Source organism: Luteimonas galliterrae (assembly GCF_023374055.1).
GTDB lineage: Bacteria > Pseudomonadota > Gammaproteobacteria > Xanthomonadales > Xanthomonadaceae > Luteimonas_C > Luteimonas_C galliterrae.
In genome coordinates this window covers 72785-97012 of sequence record NZ_JAMBEP010000001.1, presented here as the reverse complement: position 1 = coordinate 97012, position 24228 = coordinate 72785, and the positions used below count along the sequence as shown (strand labels likewise).

The following is a 24228-nucleotide window of genomic DNA, read 5'->3' as shown; positions in this document are numbered from 1 at the left end:
GCATGTCGCCTAACGCCAAGCCGGGCAAACGCCTGCAACGATTGTTCCTGACCGGACTGCTGACCCTGTTGCCGATCTGGCTGACCTGGGTGGTGGTGAAATTCGTGTTCGTCCTGCTCAGCGACCTGAGCAAGCCCTGGGTGCAACCGCTGTCGCGGCAGGTAGCGCTGTCCAACCCCGCCGTGTTCGGCTGGTTCGACGATCCCTGGGTGCAGACCGCGATCGCCCTGCTCGCCACGCTGCTGGTGATCCTGGCGGTGGGCTGGCTGGCGCGTCGCGTGGTCGGCCAGCGCCTGCTGCGCTGGCTCGAATCGGTGATCGCGCGCGTGCCGCTGGCCAGCACGATCTACGGCAGCGCGCGCAAGCTGCTCGATATCCTGCAGACCCAGCCCGACGGCACTCAGCGCGTGGTGCTGATCGATTTCCCGCACACCGAGATGAAGTCGATCGGCTTCGTCACCCGCGTGATCCGCGAACAGGGCACCGGCCGCGAGCTCGCCGCCGTATACGTGCCGACCACGCCGAACCCGACGTCGGGTTACCTGGAGATCGTGCCCGTGGAGAAAATGACGCCGACCGATTGGACGGTGGACCAGGCGATGAGTTTCATCATTTCCGGCGGCGCGGTCTCGCCGGATACGATTCCGTTCTCGCCTCCATCCGCGCAAGCATGAGCCTGCGTCCGCTCGAAGACCGCGCCATGCGGCTGTTCCTGCTGCTGGCGGCTTTTTTCTGCGTCAACGCGGTGCTGGCCGAGTTCATCGGCGTCAAGATCTTCGCGCTGGAAGACACGCTGGGCCTGAAGCCGCTGGAATGGAACCTGTTCGGCCAGACCGGTTCGTTGAACTTCACCGCCGGCACCCTGTTGTGGCCGATCGTGTTCATCATGACCGACACGGTGAACGAGTATTACGGCCGCCGCGGCGTGCGTTTCATCAGCTGGCTGGCGGCGGGGCTGATCGTTTACGGTTTCGCGTTCGCCTTCATCGCCATCCACCTGGCGCCCGCCGCATGGTGGGTGGGCGTGGCCAAGGAACAGGGCGTGCCGGACTACCAGGCCGCGTTCGCCGCCGTGTTCGGGCAGGGGCTGTGGACGATCTGGGGTTCGCTGATCGCCTTCATCATCGGCCAGTTGATCGACGTGTCGGTATTCCACCGCATCCGTCGCGCCACGGGCGAGCGTTACGCCTGGCTGCGCGCCACAGGCTCCACCGCCGTGTCGCAGCTGATCGACAGTTTCGTGGTGCTGTACATCGCCTTCGTGATCGGGCCGCAGCATTGGCCGACCTCGCTGTTCCTGGCGGTCGGCACTTTGAATTACGCCTACAAGATGGCCGCTGCGGTGGCGCTGATCCCGTTGCTTTACCTGGCGCGAGCCATGATCCACCGCTATCTGGGCCACGCCCGCGCGGCGGAACTGCGCGAACAAGCCGCCGCAAGCTGACAAACGAAACGGGCGCACTGCGACAAGGCGCCGCAATAAAAAAGGGAGCCTTGCGGCTCCCTTTCGAAGGCGCTGCCTCACGGCAGGGCGACATGGCCGGCCGCTTTGCATGGCACGGGAGCGGCGTGGGGAATACGCCGGCCCGTTACCGCGGCCGCCATGTTGTTCTTTGCGCCGACCATGACCGACCGGCGCCTACGGCACGTCTCAACCGGTGTCGCCGACCGCACTCCTTCGGCGGCGAACATCAACATGCTGGCGACAGGCTCGCGCGGCGCGGCCGCGCAGGGAATCAGACGATTCTCATATTGCCCGGGACGCCGCGCGAAACATGCGCTGCGTCACGGTTTCAGGCCGTGGTCGCGGGCGTAGGCGTAGAGCTGGCTGTGGTTCTCGATGCCGAGCTTGCGCATCGCATCGGTCTTCTGGTGGCTGATGGTCTTGACGCTGCGGTGCAGCCGCTGCGCGATTTCGCTCACCGACATGCCATCGGCGAACAACCGGACCACTTCGGCCTCGCGCGCGGACAAGCCCGCCAGGGTCGGCATATCCGCATCCGTATCGAGCTTGGCCTGGAGGTCGGCGCTGACATAGCCGCGGCCCGCGTTCACCGCGGCGATCGCATGCGCCAAGTCCTCCATGGCCGAAATCTTGCCGACCAGCCCGTGTACGCCCAGTTCCAGCATGGCGCGCAGGATCGACGGGTTGTCGATCACCGTCAGCACCACGATGCGCAACTGCGGGTAGTCGCGGCGCAGCGATTGCAGCATGCGCAAGCCGTCCTGGCCGCGTCCCTGTCGCTGCGGCATGGCGAAGTCCGTCACGAGCACGTCGCAGCGCCCGCCCTCGAGCAAGCCCAGCAATGCTTCGCCGCTGTCGGCCGTGGCCACCACCTTCATCGGCGGATGCGCGCGCTGCAGGATCGCGCGCACTCCGGCGACGACGACGGAGTGGTCGTCGGCCACGTAAATCCGCAAGGCTTCCATGCGCCCCCATTCGCCGCCCGACTCGGACGGCCGCAATGCAGACTACAACGTTCGCTTCGCGCCGCGCATGTGCGTGCCGTCACGACGGCGCGGCCGCGGGCGGGGCCCGCCGCAAGGCCGCGTTCGCCTTACGTGACGCAAATCACAGACCCTCCCCGCGCGTGCCGGCACATTTCCGCAAAGGGGGAATCATGGTCAACGGCTGGACCCATCAGTTGCTGCTCGCCGGGCCGGCGAGCCGGTCGCCCGAAGACGCGGACGCCGACGAAATCCGCACCGAAACCGCATTCGACGACTGCCCCGAGCTGGCGGCGCTGGTCGATATGCTGGGTCCGGCGGAAGTCCACAAGGTGGTTGCGCTGCTGGTCGAAGTCACGCGCGCGGACATCGCCGCGCTCGACCGCGCCATCCGCGCCTACGATTACGACCAGGCCACCCAGCAGTTGCACCGCATCGTCGGCAGCTACCATCTGCTCGGCCCTTCGGCGCTCGCCGACGAAGGCCGCGAATTGCTGGCCGAACTGCGCACCGAGCGAAGCCCCTCGACGCTGCCGCGGCTGTGGCTTTACCGCGATCGCGTAATGGCGCTGGCGACGCGGTTGGAGAAAACCGTGGCCGCGCCGCACGGCCAGGTCACGGCATAGCCGGCGTTTCGTCCGCCGCGGTCAAGCCCAGGGCCTTGCGCAATTCGGCGCGATAGCTGCGCCCCGAGGTCATGCGCGCTCCGCTGCGCATCCGCACCAGGTATTGGCCGGCGCCGTGCGCTTCGATCTGTTCGATCAGATCGATCCTGACGATGCGCGAACGATGGATCCGCACGAACAAGCGCGGATCCAGCCGCGACTGGATGCCGGCCATGGTCTCGCGCAGCAGCAGGCTGCGGCCGTCGACCCGCAATTCGACGTAGTTTCCCTGCGCCAGCAGGTATTCGATATCGCGCACCGCGACGATGCGGACCCGCAAGCCGTCGGGCACCGCCAGGCGCTCCGGATAGGGCGCGGCGGCGTCGGACGACGCGCGATCGGCGCCCTCGCGCGCCGCCAGCCGATGGCGCACGCGTTGCACGGAATCGTGCAGGCGGTCCGGCGCCACCGGCTTGACCAGGTAATCCACCGCGCGCGCATCGAAAGCCTGCACTGCGTGTTCGGAATACGCGGTGACGAACACCACCAGCGGCCGCTGCGACGGCGCCAGCCGTTCCAGCATGGCGAAGCCGTCCAGCTGCGGCATGCGCACGTCGACGAACACCACGTCCGGCGCGAGCGCGCGCAGTCCCTGCGCGGCCGATTCGCCGTCGCCGAATTCGGCCAGCACCTCCACCGAATGCTCGCGCCCCAGCAGGCGGCTGAGCCGCGCCCGCGCCAGCGGTTCGTCGTCGACGATCACCGCGCGCAATGCCCGCGTCATGCGGCCATCCGTGCGCGTTGCAGAGGTATGCGCAACCGCGCGCGCGTGCCGCCCTCCGGCGGCGCTTCCAGCTCAAGCGAATAACCGGTGCCGAACAGGCACTCCAGGCGCGAACGGATATTGGCCAGGCCGGTGCCGTGGCGCGGCGCGCTGGAACGGCCGTCGCCGTCGTCGCCCACTTCCAGCAGCAGCCACGGGCCGTCGCCGCCGACGCCGATGCGCAGCAGCCCGGGCGCGATCTTCTCGGCGATGGCATGGCGGATCGCGTTCTCCGCCAGCGGCTGCAGCAGCAGCGGCGGCACGAGCGCGTCGGCCAGGCGCTGGTCGATATCCCATTGCAGTTGCAAGCGCTCGCCGAGCCTGACCTTCTCGATGTCGATGTAATGCCGCAACAGGCGCAGCTCCTCGCGCAACGGCACCAGCGCCCGCTGCCGATGGTCCAGGCTGCTGCGCAAGAGCTCGCCCAGGCCCACCAGCATGCGGTCGGCCGCGGCGGCGTCGCGATGCACCATCTCGGCGATCGAATTCAGGGCGTTGAACAGGAAGTGCGGATTGAGCTGCGCGCTCAACGCCTCCAGTCGCGTTTCGGTCAGCCGCGCCTGCAGCTGCTCGGCCTGCCGCTGCCTTTGCAGCGCGCGCCGGCCGAACAGCCAGGCGTGCGCCACGCCGATGTTGAGCCAGGCCAGCAGGAAATTATTGAACACGCTGGTGACCAGCACGTCGCGGAACGGCGGCAGCGTGCGATACCAGCCCAGCCACGGATTGAGGTAGTACACGCATACCGCACGCAGCAGCACGATCGCCAGCACAGCCGCCGTCAGCGCGCAGAGCGAGCGCACCAGGCCGCCGCGCTCGATCGGGTAGCGTTCCACCAGCCAGAACAACCCCAGCGAGAACGGGATCCACAGCCAGGCCGACGCCATGCCCCTGCGGACTGCCTGCACAAGGGTGAGCACTTCGTCGTCGCCGAACTGCATCGTCAGCAATTGGCCGGTCGTGACCAGGCCTTCCAGCGTCCACCAGACGATTACCGCCAGCACCACCAACCAAGCATGTCGCGACATGCCGCCACGCTAGCCGCGCCCGTCTGCCGTTGCAACCGGATCGGCGCGCGTTGGTCCCCGTGCGCGATGCCTTCGTCACATCGCGCTTGCCGGGCGGCGCGCGGCGGCGAAAGTGGCTGCGACGTCCCCACCACGGTGAATGCCATGAAACGTTCCGCCGTATTGCCCGCCGCACTGGCGCTATGCCTGTGCGCCATCGCTCCCGCCGCCTTTGCCGGCAACGACGCGGAGCGCTGCGCGCCGTTGAAGATCTTCGGCGAGGGCGTCATTTCGCGTCCTGGAAACAACTGGGAATCGCGATTGACGCTGTCTCCGGACCGCAATCTCGCGCTCTGGACCGTCGGCAACGTGTTCGGCGGCGAACCGTTGGTCGTGCTGATGTCCGAATACCGCCGCGGCGGCTGGAGCGAGCCGGTCGTCGCGCCTTTCTCCGGCGTGTACGACGATGTTGATACGGTCTTCTCGCCCGACGGCAAGACGATCTACTTCTCGTCCAAGCGCCCGCTGCAGTCCGGCGGCGAGCCGCTGCCCACCTTCGACCTGTGGAAGGTGCGCTACAGCGATGCGCGCGGCTTCGGCACGCCGGAGCATCTCGGCCACGGTCCGAACAGCGCCGCCGATGAGCTGTATCCCAGCATCGACCGCCACGGCAATCTCTACTACGGCAGCAACCGCGACAACGAGCAATGGGACGTGTGGCGCAGCCCAAGATTGCCCAACGGACGCTTCGGAGCCGCCGTCAAGCTCGGCAGCGGCGTCAACACGGCCGACTACTGGGAATACAACCCTGAAATCTCGCCCGACGGCAAAACGCTGCTGTTCGCATCGCTCAGCCGCCCGGGCGGTTACGGCTGGGGGGATATCTACCGCAGCGATCTGCGCCACGGCGCTTTCCGGCCGGCGCAGAACCTCGGCCCATGCATCAATTCGAACGCCGACGACTACCACCCGACGATGCTGTGGGAAGAGAACCGGCTGATCTGGATACGCAACTTCATCGAAGACCCGGATTGGTACCCCGATTTCTTCATCACCCGATTCAAGCTCGACTGATCGCAGCGTTTCCACCCTAGCGTTGCGGACCTTTCCCCTCCCCGATGCGGGAGGGTTTTTTTCTCTCTCCGGTCCGCCAAAAGAAAAGGGCCGGCATTGCCGGCCCTTACTCTAGTTCACCGCAAAGAACGGATCAGGCGCGCGAACCGCGGCGCGATCCGGCATAAGCGCCCTGCCCGCTGCGGTGCTGCTTGGGTCCGGCATGCGCATGCGCGCCGCGGTCGCCCGGCTTGCCGTGCGCGCGATGCGCCGGCTTGCTCGGCGCGCGGCTCGGCGGACGCTGGCCGCCCTGACGCTGCTGGCCGCCGTTCTTGGGGATCGGCGTGTCCAGGCGGATCGGCTTGCTCGGCGCGAAGCCTTCGATCGTGTCCATCACCAGATCGACCTTCAGCATCCGCTGGATCTGGCGCAGCAGGCCGCCTTCTTCCGGCGACACCAGCGACAAGGCTTCGCCCTGCGCGCCGGCGCGGCCGGTGCGGCCGATGCGGTGGATGTAGTCTTCGGCCACCATCGGCAGATCGTGGTTGATCACCAGCGGCAGATTGGGAATATCCAGGCCGCGCGCGGCGACATCGGTCGCCACCAGCACGCGCGCCTTGCCGGCCTTGAACAGGTTCAACGCCTTCTGACGCTGCGCCTGGCTCTTGTTGCCGTGGATCGCGACGGCCTTCAGGCCAGCGGTTTCCAGCTGTTCGGCCAGGCGGTTGCAGCCGTGCTTGGTCTTGCCGAACACCAGCACCTGGTCGGTATGGCGCTTGCTGAGGATGTCGATCAGCAGATCGCGCTTGCGCGAACCGTCGACCGGGTGCGCGCGGTGCACGATGGTTTCGGCGATGGTGTTCTTCGCCGTCACCTGGACCTGCTGCGGATTGCGCATGAACTCCAGCGCCAGCGCCTTGATCTGGTCCTCGAACGTGGCCGAGAACAGCAGCGTCTGCCGCTCCTTGGGCACGCGGTTGAGGATGCGCTTGATCGCGGGCAGGAAGCCCATGTCGAGCATGCGGTCGGCTTCGTCCAGCACCAGCACTTCGATCTCGTCGAGCTTGGCGGTGCCGCGCTCGAGGTGGTCGATCAGGCGGCCCGGCGTGGCGACCAGGATGTCGACGCCGCGACGCAGGTTGTCCATCTGCGGACCCATGCCGGCGCCGCCGTAAATGGTGGTCACGTTGAGGCGCAGGTGGCGGCCGTAGGTCTTGAGGCTATCGGCGACCTGCACCGCGAGTTCGCGGGTCGGCGTGAGCACCAGCGCGCGCGGCTTGCGCGGGCCGTTGGGCGGCGTGAGCTTGGACAGGCGTTGCAGCAACGGCAGCGAGAACGCGGCCGTCTTGCCGGTGCCGGTCTGGGCGCCGCCGAGCAGGTCGTGGCCGGCCAGCGCGAGCGGAATCGCTTCGGCCTGGATCGGCGTCGGCGTGGTGTAGTTGTTTTCGGCGAGCGCGCGCAGCAGCGCGGGCGACAGCCCGAGGGTTTCGAACGTCATGATAGGTGCAGCTCCGGGATAGCACCGCGCGCCTGCAAGGCGGCGGGCCGTTTACTCGAAGCTTCCTAGGAACCGCGCTGCGAGTAACTGATTTGACGGCACCGGACATTCCGGACCGTGTCTGCGCGACGAAAGACGTGCGGGATAAGTGGCCGCAGTGGTCGGGGATTGACACCCTTTTCGACCCGGCGACAGGCGTACCAGGAACAGGCAGCCGCGTTGCAAACGGGCGAATACTACGCGAATCGAGCTGAATAGGCCACTTTTGCGGCGCAACTGCCTTATTCCGCTCAAACGGCGGTCCTGGCGGACCTGTAACGGCCTTTGTAAACGGTTTAACAGTGTGAACCGGCGCACGTTTTCGCCGACAATATGCGCCGTTGGGGGGAACGGAAGCAGGGATTGAACCGGATCGAGACCACGGCGGGAAATGCCGTAAAAGCCATGCGCCCCGGGCGGGCGGGCCGCAAATTCCTATCGGCCGTAGTCTTGTCCTTCTTGGCTCTGTTGGCGGCCGGGAGCGCATCGGCGCAGGAATGGCGCTACCGCGTGCGTCCTGGCGACACGGTGTGGGACCTTTGCGCGAAATACGTGCGCAAGGACGTGGCCTGGCAGAGGCTGCAGGCGCACAACGCCATCGCCGACCCTTACCGGCTGCCACCCGGATCGCTGTTGCGCATTCCCGTGGCCTGGCTGAAGCTGCAACCGGCGAAGGCGCGCGTGCTCGGCGTGCAAGGCGCGGCCTTCGCGCAGATGGGAAGCGCCGCAAAGGCTTTCGCGGTCGCCGAAGGCATGCTGCTCGGCATAGGCACGCGCTTGCGCACGTCCAAGGGCGCCAGCCTCACGCTGCAATTCGTCGACGGATCGCGCCTGCTCCTGCAGAGCGACAGCGAACTCATCCTCGACAAGCTCAGCGCCTATGGCGCCACCGGCATGGTCGACACGCGCGTGCGCCTGCCGCGTGGGCGCACCACCCATTCGATCAAGCGCATGCGCGGGCCGGCATCGCGATTCATCATCGAAACGCCCAGCGCCATGTCCAGCGTCCGCGGTACCCAGTTTCGCGTCGGCAGCGACGGCAGCCGTACCCAGGCCGAAGTGCTGGAAGGCAGCGTCGCGGTGCGGGGAGGCAAACGCCAAGTACTGCTGAAGCCGGGGCAAGGCACCGCCAGCGATCGCGGCGGCGGCATCGCTGCGGCATCGCGCCTGTTGCCGGCGCCCGAGCCGCGCTCGATCGCGCTGCGCGCAGGCCAGCTGAGCTGGGCGCCGGTGTCCGGCGCGCACCGGTACCGCGGCCAGATCAGCGCCACGCCGGACTTCGTCACCTTGATCGTCGATGAAGTGAGCGAGCGGCCGGCCATCCCGCTGCCCGCGCTCGGCAACGGCCGCTACCATTTGCGGGTGCGCGGGATCGACGCGAACGGCATCGAAGGCTACGACGCCATCGGTCAGGCCAGCGTCTCGCTGCAGCCGCCGTTCGCCATCGCCCCGGTCGACGGCAGCGCCACCGGCGCCGAACGTCCGCGCTTCCGCTGGGCGTCGATGGGCGATGGCGCGCGCTATCGCTTCCAGCTCGCCGCCGGCGACGGCGGTTTCGAATCCCCACTGGTCGACGAGCCGGCACTGCAAAAGACCGAACTGCGTATCGCGCAGGCGTTGCCGCCGGGCGAATACCGCTGGCGCGTCGCAGTCGTCGACGGCGACGGCCAGGCATCGCCCTTCAGCGACGGCGTGCGTTTCCGAGTGCAGCCTGGCAACGGACCCGCAGTGGAGAGCGGCGTCGACGAAGCCGACAAGAAAGCCCTGCACGTGCGCTGGCCGGCCGGCGAAGCCGGGCAGCGCTATCGCTTCCAGCTGTCGCGCAAGCCGGATTTCTCGAAGCTGGAAGTGGACCGCGAAATCGACACGCCTTACGTCACCGTGCCCGGGCTGCGCTCGGGCACTTGGTATGCGCGTACCCAGGCCATCGACAGCGACGGCTATGCCGGCCCGTTCGGCCCGGCGCAAAGCATCAAACTGGGCTGCCTGCCTTGCCGGATCGCCGCTATAGGCGGCGGCGCGGCGCTACTGCTGCTGGCTCTGTAGCCGTGCTCGCCGATCTGCGTCTGCGATCGTTGGCCGGGTTGTCCGCCATCGTCTGCGTCGTGGCGCTGACCGCGTCGGCATTGACCTGGCGCTTCGACATGTGGTTCTACGACCTGTTGCTGGCCCATTCCGGACAAGTCGCCGACGACAGCATCGTGATGGTGGTGATCGACGACGAAAGCCTGTCCGCACTCGGGCGCTGGCCGTGGCCGCGCGGCATTCATGCCGACCTGCTCGAGCGCCTGCGCGAGTCCGGCGCGCGCGGCGTCGCCATGGATGTTTCGTTCTCGGAGCGCGACATCGCCGATCCCGTCGGCGACGCGTCGCTGGCCAAGGCGATACGACGCAACGGCAAGGTCGTGCTGCCGGTGATGGTGGAACCTTCGCAACCGGACGGCGTTTTGATCGAAGTGCTGCCGCTGACCGAGCTGGCGCAGGCCGCCGCGGGCCTCGGCCATGTGGAAGTCGACGTCGATCCGGATGGCGTCGCACGCCAGGCCTATCTGCATGCGGGGCTGGGCAACGCGCAATGGCCCGTGCTGGCGCTGGCGCTGTTCGATCAGGCGCCGGGCGCCGGCGGCAGGGGCGCTTTGCCCGGCCTGCGCAATCCGGACAAGACGCCGGCGTCGCCTTACCTGTGGGTGCGCGACCACCACGTCATGATCCCGTATGTGGCCGACGACGACGGCTTCCAGCGCGTGTCGTATCTCGACGTGCTGCGCGGCACGGCGCCGGCATCGCTGTTGCGCGACCGCTGGCTGTTGATCGGAGTAACGGCGCCGGGCATCGGCGACACCCTGCTCACGCCGGTCGCTTCCACCGATACGCGCATCTCGGGCGTGGAATACCAGGCCAATCTGCTCAATATGCTGGTGCGCGGCAATGCCATCGCGCCGTTGCCGCTGGCCTGGCAGCTGCCGATCGCGATCGCATTGGTGCTATTGCCGCTGCTGCTGCATGCGCGCATCGAAGCGCGTCGCACCTGGCTGCTGGCGCTCGGCGCGGGCGGCACGATCCTCGTCCTGAGCGCGGTGCTGCTTTACTACGGGCGCCACTGGTTCCCGCCGATGGCGACGCTGGCCACGCTGCTGCTCTGCCTGGCGCTGTGGGCCGTGAACCGGCTGCAGCATTCGCAGCGCCTGGCGCATTCGGATGCGCTGACGCGGCTGTCCAACCGGCGCATGTTCGACGTGATGCTGGCGCGCGAACTGGGCGCGGCGCGGCGCGGCAACCGCCCGCTATCGCTGCTGTTGATCGATGTCGACCACTTCAAGCATTACAACGACACCTATGGCCATCAGGCCGGCGACGACGCGTTGCGCCGCATCGCCCAGGCCATCTCCGGACGCGCGCGGCGCCCGCGCGACGTGCCGGCGCGTTACGGCGGCGACGAACTCGCCGTCATCCTGCCCGAGACCACCGCCCATGCGGCGCAGGCCATCGCCGACCACATCGTACGGGACGTGCGCGGCCTGGCGATCGCGCGCAACGAATCGGAAGTGGCGCCGGTGATGACCGTGAGCATCGGCGTCGCCGCGTATTTCCCGATCCTGGAAGGCCACGACAGCGACCTGCTGGAACGCGCCGACGCCGCCCTGTACCAGGCCAAGGAAAAAGGCCGCGATCGCAGTTACTGCGCGGAAACCACGGTTCCGTCCTGACCGGCGCCTGCGCCTGCGGCGATGCCTCGCGCCATGTTTTGTGCGAATCTTGGATTTCCGAAACGTGGAGGGAACGGTATGAGACGCGATCCCGGCATCCTGTTCGCCAGATGGCTGCTGGCCAGCGTTTTCGTGGTGATGGGCGCTTATCGGCTGATGGCCGCCGCCCAAGGCGCGGCGATCCCCAACAGCACGCTGGTCTTCAGCGCGGTGGAGCTGGTGCTGGGGCTGCTGATCGCGATCGGCTGGCGGGTGCGCTGGACCGCGATCCTGGCCGCCTTGCTCATGCTGGCCGACGCCTTGCTCTCGCACAAGTTCTGGGCGCTGCACGGACCCGAACGCGGCGCGCAACTGCTGCATTTCATGAAGAACGTCAACATCGTCGGCGGTTTCCTGCTGCTGGCGCTGGTATCCGGCAACAAGCAGCGCCGGCTGTAGGCACCGCGCTATGAACGCATCGCCCAAACCGCTGCTGCGCACGCGCGGCGGCCATGAAAGCGGCCGCGTCGGCATGGTCGAGCTGTTTTTCGATCTGGTGTTCGTCTTCGCGGTGACCCAGCTGTCGCATACGCTGCTGGCGCAGCCGACGCCGGCCGGCGCATTGCAGACCGCGCTGCTGTTCGTGGCGATGTGGTGGGTGTGGATCTACACCTCGTGGATCACCAACTGGCTGGACCCCGAACGCGTGCCGGTGCGGCTGATGCTGTTCGCGCTGATGCTGGCGGGGCTGCTGATGTCGTCGTCGATCCCGAAGGCTTTCGGCGCCCACGGCCTAGCCTTCGCCGGCGCTTACGCCTTCATGCACGTCGGACGGACGTTGTTCATGCTGTGGGCCACGCGCAACGGACCGGCGGCGCTGCGCCGCAATTTCCAGCGCGTGCTCGTGTGGCTGCTGGCGTCGGGCGCGCTGTGGATCGCCGGCGGCTTCGGCCAGGGCGAAACGCGCTTCGGCCTATGGCTGCTGGCGCTGGCCATCGAATTCGTCTCGCCGCTCGTGCTTTTCTGGGTGCCCGGCCTCGGACGCTCCACCACTGCGGACTGGAACGTGGATGGCCACCACATGGCCGAGCGCTGCGCCTTGTTCATCATCATCGCGCTGGGCGAATCGCTGCTGATCACCGGCGCGACCTTCGCCGATCTGGCATGGAACGCGGATACGGTCGCCGCCTTCGCGGTCGCCTTCCTCGGCAGCGTGGCGATGTGGTGGATCTATTTCGACACCGGCGCCGAGCGCGGCCATCGACGCATCGCAAACAGCGCCGACCCCGGGCGCGTGGCTCGCTCCGCGTATACCTACCTGCATCTGCCGATCGTCGCCGGCATCGTCGTCTGCGCGGTCGCCGACGAAATCGTGCTGGTGCATCCCGGCCACGCCGAGGATGCGGGCATCGCAACGATCCTGGCCGGGCCCGCGCTCTATCTGCTGGGCAACGCGCTATTCAAATGGGTCACCAACGATCGCCGCGGGCCGCCGCTGTCGCACCTGATCGGCCTGCTGCTGCTGTTCGCGCTCGCGCCGTTCGCGTTCGCGCACCTGTTTTCGGCGCTGGCCCTGGGCGCGACGACGACCGCGATCCTGATGCTGGTGGCCGCCTGGGAAACCGTCGCCCTGCATCGTCCCGCCCGTGCTTCGTAGAGCGGGGCTTGCTTCGCCGCTCTTGTAGGAGCGGCTTTAGCCGCGAGCTTTTCCGGCCCTGCATCATTTCCAAACGCCCGCAGCTAAAGCCGCTCCTACAAAAGCCGCTCCTACAAAAGCCGCTCTTACAAAAGCCGCTCTTACAAGAGCGGAGCCCGCGGACCGCATGGAAACGGTTACCCTCCCGGGCCGGTTTTCCGCCATGACCTTCGACACCCGCTCGCCCCTGCCGTCCGGCGTAGAGTCGCCCGATGCCCCGCCTGGCGGGGCTGCAAGCCCTGGTCCGGCCTCTCGGCCGTACTCCCGAAATCACACGCGCCCATCGGGGCCGGAGAGCCTTACGTGACCGTCAACAAACCCCAGATTCTGCTGCTGTCCCTTTCCGTCGCCATGGCGCTGGCCGCATGCAAGCGCGAGCCGGCCGCCGAACAGGCCGCCGCCGGCGCCGATGCCAAACCCGCCGAAGCCAAGACCCTGGCCATCGACGAGAGCAAATTGCCGCCGGTCAACCGTTTCGAGCCGGGCAACCTCGACGCCAGCAAGAACGCCTGCACCGACTTCAACGGTTACGTCAACGGCAAGTGGCTGGCGGCCAACCCGATCCCGGGCGACCGCTCCAGTTGGGGCGCGTTCGAAATGCTCGACGAGCGCTCCAACGGCGTGCAGCACCAACTGGCCGAACAGGCCGCGGCCGACACCGGCGCCACCGGCGTCGAGAAGATCGTCGGCGACTTCTACGCCACCGGCATGGACGAAGCCAAGATCAACGCGCAGGGCATCGAGCCGCTGAAGGCCGATCTGGCCGAGATCGACGCGCTCACCGACACCGCCGGCATCGCCGAATACCTGCGCAAGACCGCCGCCACCGGCGAAGGCTTCCTGTTCGATTTCGATTCCGGCGCCGATTTCGACGTGCCGGGCATGAACATCGCGTACGCCTCGCAGTCCGGTCTCGGCTTGCCGGAAACCACGTATTACACCGACGCCGACAAGAAAGACAAGCGCGATGCCTACGTCGCGCACATCGCCAAGGTGCTCGAATTGTCCGGCGTTCCCGCCGCCGATGCCGCCAAGCAAGCGCAGGACGTGATGGCGTTCGAAACCCGCCTGGCCAAGGTCTCCAAGTCCAACAAGGAACTGTCGCGCGACGCCAAGCTGTTCTACAACCCGATCTCGCCGGCCGAAGCGGACAAGCTGTCCCCCAACTTCCCGTGGACCAAGTTCATCGAATCGCAGGGCGTCGCGGTGCCGAAGATGTTCTCGTTCGCGATGCCGGAATTCCACCAGGAAGTCAGCAAGATGCTGGTCGACGTGCCGGCGGACCAGTGGAAGAGCTACCTGCGCTTCCATACCGTCGACGGCGCTTCGCCTTACCTGAGCGACGCCTTCGTGCAGGAAAACTTCAACTTCTACAGCAAGGCGTTGCGCGGCCAGAAGGAAATGAAGCCGCGCTGGAAGCGCGTGCTGGCCGCCATCAATGGCCAGGTCGGCGAAACGCTGGGCCAGATGTACGTGAAGGTCGCGTTTCCGGCCGAATCCAAGCAGCGCATGGAAGCGCTGGTCAAGAACATGAGCGATGCGTTGAAAGTGCGCATCGAAAACCTGGCCTGGATGAGCCCCGAAACCAAGGCCAAGGCGCTGGAGAAGTGGAAGACCTTCGACCCGCGCATCGGCTATCCCGACAAGTGGCGCGACTGGAACGGCCTGTCGACGAACCGCGACAGCTATCTGGGCAACGTGCTGGCCGCGAACGAATTCAACTACAAGTGGCGGCTGGGCAAGATCGGCAAGCCGGTCGACCGCACCGAGTGGGGCATGAAGCCGCAGACGGTCAACGCCTCTTACAACCCGCAGCAGAACCAGCTGACTTTCCCGGCCGCGATCCTGCAGCCGCCGTTCTTCGACGCCAAGGCCGACGATCCGATCAACTACGGCGGCATCGGCGCGGTGATCGGCCACGAAATGACCCACGGCTACGACGACCAGGGCAGCCGCTTCGATTCGACCGGCAAGTTCCTGGAAAACCCGGGCTGGTGGACCCAAGCCGACTTCGACGCGTTCGGCGGCCTGACCGGCAAGCTGGTGAACCAGTTCAACCAGTACTCGCCCGGCGCGGGCATGAAGAATGTGGATGGCACCCATACCCTGGGCGAGAACATCGCCGACCTGGGCGGCCTGGCCACGGCCTACGACGCGATGAAGAAGGCCACCGCCGGCACGCCCGACCCGATGATCGACGGCATGACCCGCGATCAGCGCTTCTTCTACGGCTGGGCCACCGTGTGGCGCCGTTCGCACACCGAGGACGACATGAAGAACCGCCTGGCCACCGACGAGCACGCGTTGGCGCAGTTCCGCGCGATCGGCGCGCCGTCCAACATGCCGACCTTCGCCGCGGCGTTCTCGTGCAAGCCCGGCCAGCCGATGGTGCGCGACGGCGACAAGCAGGTCGTGATCTGGTGACGAGCGCCCGAACGGCGTGAAACGCGAAGGCCCGGCTCGCCCGGGCCTTCGTTTTTTGTGACGCCGTGCAGCATGCCGCAACCCGCCCGACAGGTTCAGAATCGCCGCCCGGCCGGCTTGCTAGACTGGCGCGATCCCAAGCGATGGAATCCGCAATGCCCCAAGTCCGCCCGCTCGCCCTGGCCCTGATCGTCGCCCTCGCCGCCACGCTGTCCGCCCACGACGCCGACGCCGCCAAGAAAAAGAAGGCCGCCCCCAAGAAAGCGGCGCCCGCGGCCACGGCCTGCAGCGACTTCTACAGTTTCGCCAACGCGGACTGGCTCAAGGCCAATACCGTGGTGTCGGCCAACGGTTCGGTCAGCGCGCTCGGGCAGATGCGGGATCGCGCGCTGCAGCAGCAGCGCGATCTGCTCGACAGCGCGATGAGCGCGCCGCAAGGCAACGTGCAGAAGCTGCTCGGCGATTTCTGGGCCAGCGGCCTGGACGAGGCGACCGTGGAAGCCGACGGCAGCAAGTCGATCGCGCCGCTGCTGGGCCGCATCGACGCCATCAAGAAGGCCAAGGACATCCCGCCGTCGATCGCCGCGCTGCATCAGGTCGGCATCCCGGTCGCGTTCAACTTCGGCCCCGACATCGACCTGGCCAAGTTCGACCGCCACATCGGCTATTTCAGCCAGGGCGGCCTGGGCCTGCCCGATCCGCAGTTCTATACCCGCGGCGACGCCGACACCAAAGCGCTGATGGCGCGCTACGCCGATTACGTCAAGCGCATCCTCACCCTCACCGGCACGCAGCCGGCGCAACTGGAAGCCGATGCGAAATCGGTGATCGACCTGGAGACGCGCATCGCCCAAGCCTCCAAGCCGCTGACTTCTTTCCGCGACCCGCGCGCCAACTACGCGCCGACGCCCGCATCGGCGCTGGCCAAGCAGTACAAGCGCCTGCAGATGGGCGATTTCCTGAAAGTGCAAGGCGTGGCCAACGACACCGTGTCGATGGCCAATCCGCAACTGTTCGCGCAGTTGGACAACCTGGTGGCGACCTTGCCGCCGGCGCAGTGGAAGGCCTACCTGCGCTTCCAGGTGGGCAATGCGATGGCGCCCTACCTGTCCAAGCCGTTCCGCGACGCCGAATTCGATTTCCGCGGCCGCCTGCTGCGCGGCGAAGCCGCGCCCGAGCCGCGCTGGAAAGACGTGCTCGACGCGATCAACACCGCCGCCGGCCCGATGCTCGGCCGCGAATACGCCGGCCGCTACCTGCCCAGCGCGACCGACTCGCGCGCTGAAGCCATCGCCAAGCAGGTGCGCGAAGCGCTGGCAGCCGACGTCGAACGCGGCACTTGGATGAGCGCCGAGGCGAAGGCCGAAGCCAAGAAGAAACTCGACCAGCTGAAAATCGAAGTCGGCACGCCCAACCGCGACCTCGACTACACCGTCCAGCCGATGGGCCGCGGCAGCTTCGGCGGCAACATGCTGATCGCTTCCACCTGGCGCCACCGCGAAGAGATGAAGCGCATCGGCCAGACGAACGCCGACCGGCGCTGGGACGTGCTGCCGCAACAGCCGGCGCTGGCTTACGACATCGCGCAGAACCGCCTGATCGTCACCGCGGCGATGCTGCAGGCGCCGGTGCTGGACATGAGCAAAGATGCGGCCACGCAGTACGGCACTTTCGGCGCCCTGGTCGGGCACGAACTCAGCCATGCGGTCGACATCAAGGGACGCCTGGTCGACGCCAGCGGCACGCTGAAGAGCTGGTGGACGCCGGCCGACGACGCCGCCTGGCAGGACAGGTCCAACAAGCTGGCCGCGCAATACGACAACTATGCGTATCCGGACCTGGGCGGCGTCAAGGTCAACGGCCGCCAGACGGCGGAAGAGAACATGGCCGATCTGGCCGGCGTCGAACTGGCTTATGCCGCCTTCTCCACCGATCCTGCGGCGACCACCGAGACCGGCAAGCAGGCTTTCTACAAAGCCTGGGCCGGTCTGTGGGCGCAGCAGAACAGCCTCGAAGCCGCCAAGCTGCTGTCGGCCACCGACGTGCACGCGCCGGGCAAATGGCGCGCCAACGGTCCGCTGGTGAATCAGCCCGCGTTCGGCGAGGCTTACAAGTGCAAGGCGACGACCAATATGCAGAAGGCGCCGGCGGAACAGCTCGCCCTCTGGCGCTGATCGGCTTTGTAGAGCGGGCTTGCCCCGCTGCTTTTTTGCTTTTGTAGGAGCGGCTTCAGCCGCGAACTCTTTTCATCATGCTCGCGCAAACGTGGAGCAAAAGCTCGCGGCTGAAGCCGCTCCTACAAGATCCGCCGTCGTCAACGCACGATCCGCGGCCTCCGCGGCCCGCCCTTGCCGAACGGCGGCTGCCCGCGCCAATAGCGGATCAGCAGCCAACCGAACAGCATGCCGCCCAGATGCGCGAAATGCGCCACGCCCGGCTGCAGGCCGGTGAAGCCCAGCATCAGCTCGATCACGCCGTAGACGATCACCAGCGTGCGCGCCTTCATCGGGATCGGCGGTATCAGCAGCATCACGCGCTGATTCGGGAACAGCATGCCGTATGCCAGCAACAGCCCGAACACGCCACCCGATGCACCCACGGTCGGATACGCGCCGCCGCCCTGCGCCACGGTCCACGACGCCACCAGCAACTGGCAAATGCCGGCACCGGCGACGCACACCAGGTAGTACGTCAGGAAACGGCGATTGCCCCACGTGTACTCGAGCGGCGCACCGAACATCAGCAGCGCCAGCATGTTGAAAGCCAGATGCGCGAAGCTGCCGTGCAGGAAGCCGTACGTCAGCAGCTGCCACGGCAGGAAGCTCTGCTCGGGCGCGTACGCATCGAAGCCGGTGTCGCCGATCGGCCACAGCATGAACGCCGCAAACGTCTCGTTCGTCAGCAGGTACTGCAACGCGAACATGAGCGCGTTGGCGATCAACAGCGCCTTGGTGATCGGCGGGAGTCGGGAGAACATAGGAACTCCAATCGGGGGCCCGGATATCATAGCCGCATGACCGCCCTGCCCGAGGTCGACGCTGCCCAGAGGCAGGCTCCGGCCGCCATGGCCGAAGCCTTGGCCGATCGCGGCGCCTGCAGGATCGTCGGCATGCCGGCGCGATGGCCGGCGTTGCGTTCGGACCTTCTTCGCCTGCGCGACGAAGGCGCGCTGCAGGCGGCCTCCGTCGGTCGCGACCGGACGCGCGCACTGCGCCCGGACGTACGCGGCGATTCCACGCTGTGGCTGCACGATCCGCGCTGCGGCGACGCCGCACGCGATTTCCTGGCCGAACTCGACGCTTTGCGGGGCGAGTTGAACCAGCGGTTGTACCTGGGCCTGCACGAAGTCGAAGCGCACTACGCCGCCTATCCGCCGGGCAGCGGTTACGCCCGCCATCGCGACCGTTTCCGCGACGACGATGCGCGCGTGCTTTCGTGGGTCAGCTATCTGAACGAAGGATGGAACGAATCCGATGGCGGCGCCTTGCGCGTGCTAACGGACGACGGCCAAGTCGATGTGACGCCGCTCGGCGGCACCAGCGTTTGTTTTCTCAGCGAACTCGAGCATGAAGTGCTGCCTGCGGCCCGCGAGCGGTTGAGTATTGCCGCGTGGTTCCGTCGCTGACCACATTCTTTGTGGGAACGGCTCTTGTGGGAGCGGCTTCAGCCGCGAGCTTTTGCTTCCTCGCGAGAGCTTCCTATGCATGGCGCGAAAAGCCGGACCCTCTCCCTGGCCTTCGGCCCGTCCCTCTCCCGCACGCGGGAGAGGGAAAATCCAAGGCTCACTCCGGCGGCATTCCCCAGATTTGCTCGTCGATGGTCGCTGCGGCTTTCAATCCGCGCACGCGACCGTTCTCCACCCATACGCCTTCCGCGCGCAACCGGCGCGTCTGCTCGGCATGGCCCTTGGATCCGTCGGGCATGGCGATACGTCCGTCCGAGCGCAGTACGCGGTGCCAGGGCAGCCGCGGATCGCTGTTCTCGCTCAGCAGGCGCGCCACCAGGCGCGCGCGGCCGGGCAGGCCCGCGCGGCGGGCGATTTCGCCGTAGCCGGCCACCTGGCCCCGCGGAATCGCGCGGATCGCGGCAAAAATGCGGTCGGCGGCAGACAGTTCGGCCATTGCGGATTAGCATAGCGGCATCTTTCTCCCGCGACATCCGCCCGCCGATGCAGAATTTCGAACAGATCCGCAGCCACCTGTCCGCTTCCGGTTTCAAGCTGACCATGCAGGAACCGTATGTGGTCTGCGTGGAGTTGTCGCTGGACGGCGGCCGCCGCCATCAGTCGATCTTCCTGTCCGAAATCCACGACGACGACGAACGCACCTACCTGCGCGTGGCCACGACCATCGCCCCGATCACCGGCGTGGACGCGCGCCGCGCGCTCGCGTTCAACTGGGAAAGCCGCGTGGGCTACCTGGCGATCGGCGACCTGGACGGCGTGCCTTACCTCCAGTTGTGCGAGAACCGCCCCTACGACGCGCTGACGCCGGCCGAAGTGGATCGCCTGGTCCTGGAAATCGGCGGCATGGGCGACCGCATCGAGCACGCGCTCTCCGCCGGCGGCGATTTGCTCTAAGCCTTCGTTCTATAGAGCGGAGCTTGCGCCGCTGCTCTTCGTAAGAGCGGCTTCAGCCGCGAGCCTTTCAGCCGTCATTCCCGCGAAGGCGGGAATCCAGCGACTTTGGCTGCTTCAGAAAGCGACGATGCGACCTGCCGTCCCGCGCACCCTCACCGAACCCTCTATCGCAAGCGGGACGGGTAAAGCCAAGTCGCTGGATTCCCGCCTTCGCGGGAATGACGGCTTAAAGCAAGAGCAGCGGAGCAAGCTCCGCTCTGCAAAGCCTCAAGCCCAGCCGGCCGCTTCGAGCAGCCGCAACAACCCGTAAGCGATGCCGCCCGCGGCCGGGATCGTCAATATCCACGCCCACACGATCCGCTCGATCACGCCCAGCTTGAGCGCACGCGGATTCTTGGCGAAACCCACGCCCATGATCGCGGTCGAGATGCTGTGCGTGGTCGACACCGGCATGCCGAAATGCGCGGCCAAAGTCAGGATCGTCGCCGAGCTGGTCTCCGCGGCGAAACCGTGGATCGGATGCAGCTTGACCATCTTGTGGCCCAGCGTCTTGATGATCTTCCAGCCGCCGGCGGCGGTGCCCAACGCCATCACCACCGCGCAGGTGAGCACGATCCAGGTGGCGATGTCGTCCTGCCCGGCCACGCCCGGATGCATGAAGGCCAGCCACGACGGCAGATCGTCCAGCGCACCGCTCGCCTCGGCGCCGAACAGCGCCAACGCGATGATGCCCATCGTCTTCTGCGCATCGTTATGGCCGTGCGCGTAACCCATGTAGGCCGCCGACACCAATTGCGCCTTGCCGAAGAACGCATTGACCCAGCGCGGCCGCGCCAATCGCGCCAATACTCCGCCGGCGCGCGACATCGCCGCGATGATCGCCCACAGCAGCAGCATCACCAGCACGCCGAGCAGAAATCCGGCGATCGGCGAGCTGATCATCGGCAGCAGCACCTTCCACAGCAGGCCCTTGTTCTTGGCCCAGTTGCCGACCGGCTCGGACCAGATCAGCGCCGCCCAGTTATTGTGCGCGGCCGCCAGCGCCGCGCCGCACAGGCCGCCGATCAGGGCGTGCGAAGACGACGACGGCAATCCCTTCCACCACGTGATCAGGTTCCAGATGATGCCGCCGCCCAGCGCGCACAGGATCACCTGCGAGGTGACGTCGACCACCTCGGTGTCGACCAGGCCCGACGAAATGGTCTTGGCCACCGCCGTGCCGGTCAGCGCGCCGACCAGGTTGGTGGCCGCGGCCAGCATCACCGCCTGCCCCGGCGTCAGCACCTTGGTCGCCACGACGGTGGCGATCGAGTTCGCGGTGTCGTGGAAGCCGTTGATGAACTCGAAGACGAGCGCGGCCAGGATCACCACCAAGACAAGGGTGAGCATCGCGCCGGCCTCAGCTGTTCTTCAATACGATCTGGTAAGCGACCACGCCGGCCTCGCGGCAGCGGTCGATCGCTTTTTCCAGGATCTCGAAGAACTCCTTCAGCAGGAACATCTGCATGTTGTCGAGCTTGCCGGAATAGATGTCCCGGTAGAGCTCCAGCATCAGCCGGTCGGCCTCGTTCTCGATCGCGCGCAATTTCTCGTTGAGCGCGGTCATGCGGTCGATGTTCATCTTGCGCAGCTCGTGCACCATCTCCACGACCACGCCCGAAGCCTGTTCGAGCATCGCAGCGCGCGGCGCGAAATCGATGCCTTCCAGGTGGCGGATCGCCAGCGAATACCGGTCGGCGAATTTCTCGACCTGCTTGGGGATCTTGTACAGCGCCGAACCCAAGGCCTCGATGTCCTCGCGCTCGAACGGGGTCATGAAGCTGTCCACCAGCGCCTGTCCGATCTTGTCCGACGCCGCGCGCTCGCGCTGGCGGGCCAGCTTGAAGGCGTCCAACGCCGGCTGGCGGTCGGTGGCCTTCATCATCGCGTGCAGGGCCTTGGTGCTGTCGTGGGCGGCCTGGGCGGCGTCCTCGATCAGGGTGAAGAACTGCTTGCCGGAGCCGAAGATCGTCTGCAGGGAGAACATCGCGTGGGGCCTTCCCGATGGCTGGGGTCTGAACGAAGGCGCAATTATGACGGCATCATGACGATTGCGGCATTACCGTCACGGGTCGCGGCCCCGCCTGGGGGCCCTCCCCGCCCTGTTATGATCCCCGCCAGCGCCTCGGCGCCTTCTATGGACGACGACCCTAAGCCCCTGCCCTTGTCCGCCCGCGATACCGTCGCGGCGCAGCCGTTGCCCTTTCCGACCCCGGCCCTGAGCGAAGCCCCCGCGTGCTCGAGCTACTGATCGTCATCGCCCTGATCGCCCTCAACGCCTTCTTCGCCCTGTCGGAGATGGCGCTGATGACCTCGCGCAAGCTGCGCCTGAAGCAGATGGCGGAGGACCCTGTCGCGCCCAGCCGCGGCGCGCGCAAGGCGCTGGCGCTGGCCGAGCATCCGGACAACCTGCTGTCGACCGTGCAGATAGGCATCACCCTGATCGGCATCCTGGCAGGCGTGTTCGGAGGCGACGCGATCGGGCTGATCATTGCCGGCTGGCTCGACGACGTATTCCCGGCGGTGCGCGAATACGCCCGGCCGATCGGCATCGGCACGGCGGTCGGCTTGATCACGATCTCATCGGTGATCTTCGGCGAACTGATCCCCAAACGCCTGGCATTGACCAACGCCGAAGGCATCGCCAGCGTGGTCGCGATCCCGCTGAGCACGCTGGCCACCGCCGCCAAACCCATCGTGTTCACGCTGGGCGCGATCAACCGCCTGGTATTGCGCCTGCTGGGCATCAAGGACGACGCCCGCAACGCCATCACCGAAGAGGAGATCCGTCTGCTGGTGAGCGAAAGCCACGAGCAGGGCGTGATCGACGCGCACGAACGCAACATGATGAACCGCGTGCTGCGCCTGGGCGACCGCACCGCCGACAGCCTGATGACGCCGCGCATGCGCATCACCTGGCTGGATGCGTCCGCGCCGTTCGAGGAGAACCTGGAAACCATGCGCGAGACGCCGTTCTCGCGCTACCCGGTGTACCGCGGCAGCGACCAGGACGTGCTCGGCATCCTGGAAGTGAAATCGCTGCTCGACCGCCTGGACCAGACCGCGCCCGAGCTGTTCCAGGAACTGCGCACGCCGGTGTTCGTGTCCGAATCCACGCACGCGATGAAACTGCTCGAAATCCTGCGCGAGGAGCAGCAATCGCTGGCCCTGGTCGTAGACGAGTACGGCGACATCCAGGGCCTGGTCACCGTATCGGACGTGATGGGCGCCGTGCTCGGCCGTCTGCAGTCGAGCGAAACCGACGATGAGGAAGCGCTGGTCGTGGTCCGCAGCGATGGCTCGCTGCTGGTCGACGGCGCGCTGCCGATCGACGAGCTGCGCGAACTGATGGGCGTGGCCGCCTTCCCCGACGAGGAAGAGCACGATTACCACACCGCCGCCGGCATGACGATCGCGCGCTTCGGCCGCATCCCGCACGCCGGCGAGCATTTCGACTGGGACGGTTGGCGCATCGAAGTGGTCGACCTGGACGGTCCCCGCGTGGACAAGCTGCTGCTGGCGCGTCTGCCGGAAGCCGATAGCGACGAAGAAGATGACGGCTGATCACGACGAAAAACAGAAGAGGCCGCGCGAACCGGGCACGCGCGCGCTCCTGGATGCGCTGGCGATCGGCGATCCGGAAGAGATCCTGAAGCTGCGCGACGTGCTCGCCGACTTGGGTCGCAGCACTTTCGGCATGCTGCTGATGGTCGCCACGCTGCCGGCTTTCATCCCCATTCCGGGCCTGGCCGGCGCGCTGAGCGGACCGCTGGTGATGCTGGTCGGCATGCAATTGCTGTTCCTGCTGCGCAAGCCGTGGCTGCCCGGCTTCCTGGCCGAGCGCGGCCCGCACCGCCGCCTGCTGGTGCGCTTCAACCAGCGCATTTCGCCCTGGCTGGAGCGGCTGGAACATTTGGTCAAGCCGCGGTTGACCGCGGTGCTGGATCACCCGTTCGCGACGCTGTTCACCGGCCTGCTGCTGGTGCTGCTGGGCCTGCTGCTGTCGCTGCCGATCCCCTTCACCAATTACCTGTTCGGCGCGCTGATGCTGATGTTCGCGCTGGCGCTGCTGGAACGCGACGGCGCGCTGATGCTGGTCGCCTGGATCGCGGGCATCGTGGCCATCGGTTTCTTCGGCGTGCTGTCGGGCAATCTGGTGGCGATGGCTACGCGGTGGATCGATGGCCTGATGTGATCGGCTTCGCGATCGCATCGCCGCACCCGCGGCGATTGCCTTTGCTTCTTAGCCGTCATTCCCGCGAAGGCGGGAATCCAGTGACTTTGCTCATCCAGAAAGCGCCGACGCGACCTGCTGCTGCGGGCGCCCTCACCCG

The 24228-nt window shown here is 66.8% G+C and carries 22 protein-coding genes; 14 read left to right on the top strand and 8 right to left on the bottom strand.

All coding sequences use genetic code 11. The features are described from left to right. Window positions 1-2: 2 nt before the first annotated feature. The gene (locus M2650_RS00435; protein ID WP_249469823.1) at window positions 3-674 is read left to right on the top strand and encodes a DUF502 domain-containing protein; all 672 of its coding nucleotides are present in this window, start codon (window positions 3-5) and stop codon (window positions 672-674) included. Next, entirely contained in the window at window positions 671-1444 is a 774-nt protein-coding gene (locus tag M2650_RS00430) for a queuosine precursor transporter (protein WP_249469820.1), read from the top strand. Before M2650_RS00435 ends, M2650_RS00430 begins: the two co-directional genes overlap by 4 nt. 341 nt (window positions 1445-1785) lie before the next feature. On the opposite strand, the gene M2650_RS00425 is transcribed toward M2650_RS00430, so the two are convergent. Next, window positions 1786-2430 (bottom strand): response regulator, encoded by a 645-nt coding sequence (locus tag M2650_RS00425; RefSeq protein ID WP_249469813.1) that lies wholly within the window; start codon window positions 2428-2430, stop codon window positions 1786-1788. Window positions 2431-2621: 191 nt separating this feature from the next. On the opposite strand from M2650_RS00425, the gene M2650_RS00420 reads away from it, so the two are divergent. Continuing rightward, window positions 2622-3074 carry a hypothetical protein gene (locus tag M2650_RS00420; RefSeq protein ID WP_249469810.1) on the top strand — a complete coding sequence of 151 codons (453 nt, stop codon included), beginning with the start codon at window positions 2622-2624 and terminating at the stop codon, window positions 3072-3074. Here M2650_RS00420 and M2650_RS00415 read toward each other — a convergent pair. Beyond that, window positions 3064-3837: a LytR/AlgR family response regulator transcription factor gene (locus tag M2650_RS00415; protein WP_249469807.1), complete on the bottom strand. Its 774-nt coding sequence runs from the start codon at window positions 3835-3837 to the stop codon at window positions 3064-3066. The genes M2650_RS00420 and M2650_RS00415 overlap by 11 nt on opposite strands. Continuing rightward, entirely contained in the window at window positions 3834-4901 is a 1068-nt protein-coding gene (locus M2650_RS00410; protein ID WP_249469804.1) for a sensor histidine kinase, read from the bottom strand. The genes M2650_RS00415 and M2650_RS00410 overlap by 4 nt, the downstream gene beginning before the upstream one ends. Before the next feature lie 144 nt (window positions 4902-5045). Between M2650_RS00410 and M2650_RS00405 the strand changes: the two genes are divergently transcribed. Further along, window positions 5046-5954, top strand: coding sequence for a TolB family protein (locus M2650_RS00405; RefSeq protein WP_249469801.1), 909 nt, complete (start codon window positions 5046-5048; stop codon window positions 5952-5954). Between the two features lie 133 nt (window positions 5955-6087). On the opposite strand, the gene M2650_RS00400 is transcribed toward M2650_RS00405, so the two are convergent. Continuing rightward, complete coding sequence (locus tag M2650_RS00400) at window positions 6088-7431, bottom strand: DEAD/DEAH box helicase (RefSeq protein ID WP_249469798.1); 1344 nt, start codon at window positions 7429-7431, stop codon at window positions 6088-6090. A 489-nt stretch (window positions 7432-7920) separates the two neighbouring features. Here M2650_RS00400 and M2650_RS00395 point away from each other — a divergent pair, with 489 nt between their 5' ends. The 6 genes from M2650_RS00395 (at window position 7921) to M2650_RS00370 (ending at window position 17450) form a co-directional block, all read left to right on the top strand. Next, window positions 7921-9516 (top strand): FecR family protein, encoded by a 1596-nt coding sequence (locus M2650_RS00395; protein ID WP_249469794.1) that lies wholly within the window; start codon window positions 7921-7923, stop codon window positions 9514-9516. Window positions 9517-9518: 2 nt separating this feature from the next. Continuing rightward, window positions 9519-11177 (top strand): CHASE2 domain-containing protein, encoded by a 1659-nt coding sequence (locus M2650_RS00390; protein WP_249469790.1) that lies wholly within the window; start codon window positions 9519-9521, stop codon window positions 11175-11177. Between the two features lie 78 nt (window positions 11178-11255). Then, window positions 11256-11615 carry a DoxX family protein gene (locus tag M2650_RS00385; protein WP_249469787.1) on the top strand — a complete coding sequence of 120 codons (360 nt, stop codon included), beginning with the start codon at window positions 11256-11258 and terminating at the stop codon, window positions 11613-11615. A 10-nt stretch (window positions 11616-11625) separates the two neighbouring features. Continuing rightward, a complete protein-coding gene (locus tag M2650_RS00380) occupies window positions 11626-12813 on the top strand; it encodes a low temperature requirement protein A (protein WP_249469784.1) in 1188 nt (395 codons plus the stop codon). Window positions 12814-13179: 366 nt separating this feature from the next. Continuing rightward, window positions 13180-15276 carry a M13 family metallopeptidase gene (locus tag M2650_RS00375; RefSeq protein ID WP_249474096.1) on the top strand — a complete coding sequence of 699 codons (2097 nt, stop codon included), beginning with the start codon at window positions 13180-13182 and terminating at the stop codon, window positions 15274-15276. A 155-nt stretch (window positions 15277-15431) separates the two neighbouring features. Further along, window positions 15432-17450 carry a M13 family metallopeptidase gene (locus M2650_RS00370; RefSeq protein ID WP_249469781.1) on the top strand — a complete coding sequence of 673 codons (2019 nt, stop codon included), beginning with the start codon at window positions 15432-15434 and terminating at the stop codon, window positions 17448-17450. A gap of 140 nt (window positions 17451-17590) precedes the next feature. Here M2650_RS00370 and M2650_RS00365 read toward each other — a convergent pair whose 3' ends face one another. Next, window positions 17591-18253, bottom strand: coding sequence for a rhomboid family intramembrane serine protease (locus M2650_RS00365; RefSeq protein WP_249469778.1), 663 nt, complete (start codon window positions 18251-18253; stop codon window positions 17591-17593). 36 nt (window positions 18254-18289) lie between these two features. On the opposite strand from M2650_RS00365, the gene M2650_RS00360 reads away from it, so the two are divergent. Then, window positions 18290-18901 (top strand): 2OG-Fe(II) oxygenase, encoded by a 612-nt coding sequence (locus tag M2650_RS00360; RefSeq protein WP_249469775.1) that lies wholly within the window; start codon window positions 18290-18292, stop codon window positions 18899-18901. A 157-nt stretch (window positions 18902-19058) separates the two neighbouring features. On the opposite strand, the gene M2650_RS00355 is transcribed toward M2650_RS00360, so the two are convergent. Continuing rightward, window positions 19059-19397 (bottom strand): MGMT family protein, encoded by a 339-nt coding sequence (locus M2650_RS00355; protein ID WP_249469772.1) that lies wholly within the window; start codon window positions 19395-19397, stop codon window positions 19059-19061. Between the two features lie 47 nt (window positions 19398-19444). Here M2650_RS00355 and M2650_RS00350 point away from each other — a divergent pair, with 47 nt between their 5' ends. Then, window positions 19445-19855, top strand: coding sequence for a hypothetical protein (locus tag M2650_RS00350; protein WP_249469769.1), 411 nt, complete (start codon window positions 19445-19447; stop codon window positions 19853-19855). 267 nt (window positions 19856-20122) lie between these two features. Here M2650_RS00350 and M2650_RS00345 read toward each other — a convergent pair whose 3' ends face one another. Both M2650_RS00345 and M2650_RS00340 read right to left on the bottom strand, forming a co-directional pair. Beyond that, window positions 20123-21244 (bottom strand): inorganic phosphate transporter, encoded by a 1122-nt coding sequence (locus M2650_RS00345; RefSeq protein ID WP_249469766.1) that lies wholly within the window; start codon window positions 21242-21244, stop codon window positions 20123-20125. Window positions 21245-21254: 10 nt separating this feature from the next. Then, window positions 21255-21881 carry a DUF47 domain-containing protein gene (locus tag M2650_RS00340; protein WP_249469763.1) on the bottom strand — a complete coding sequence of 209 codons (627 nt, stop codon included), beginning with the start codon at window positions 21879-21881 and terminating at the stop codon, window positions 21255-21257. 248 nt (window positions 21882-22129) lie between these two features. Between M2650_RS00340 and M2650_RS00335 the strand changes: the two genes are divergently transcribed. Together M2650_RS00335 and M2650_RS00330 are read left to right on the top strand one after the other, a co-directional pair. Beyond that, a complete protein-coding gene (locus M2650_RS00335; protein ID WP_249469758.1) occupies window positions 22130-23458 on the top strand; it encodes a hemolysin family protein in 1329 nt (442 codons plus the stop codon). Then, window positions 23448-24089, top strand: a complete 642-nt coding sequence (locus M2650_RS00330; RefSeq protein ID WP_249469755.1) for an exopolysaccharide biosynthesis protein — start codon at window positions 23448-23450, stop codon at window positions 24087-24089. The genes M2650_RS00335 and M2650_RS00330 overlap by 11 nt, the downstream gene beginning before the upstream one ends. Window positions 24090-24228: the final 139 nt, after the last annotated feature.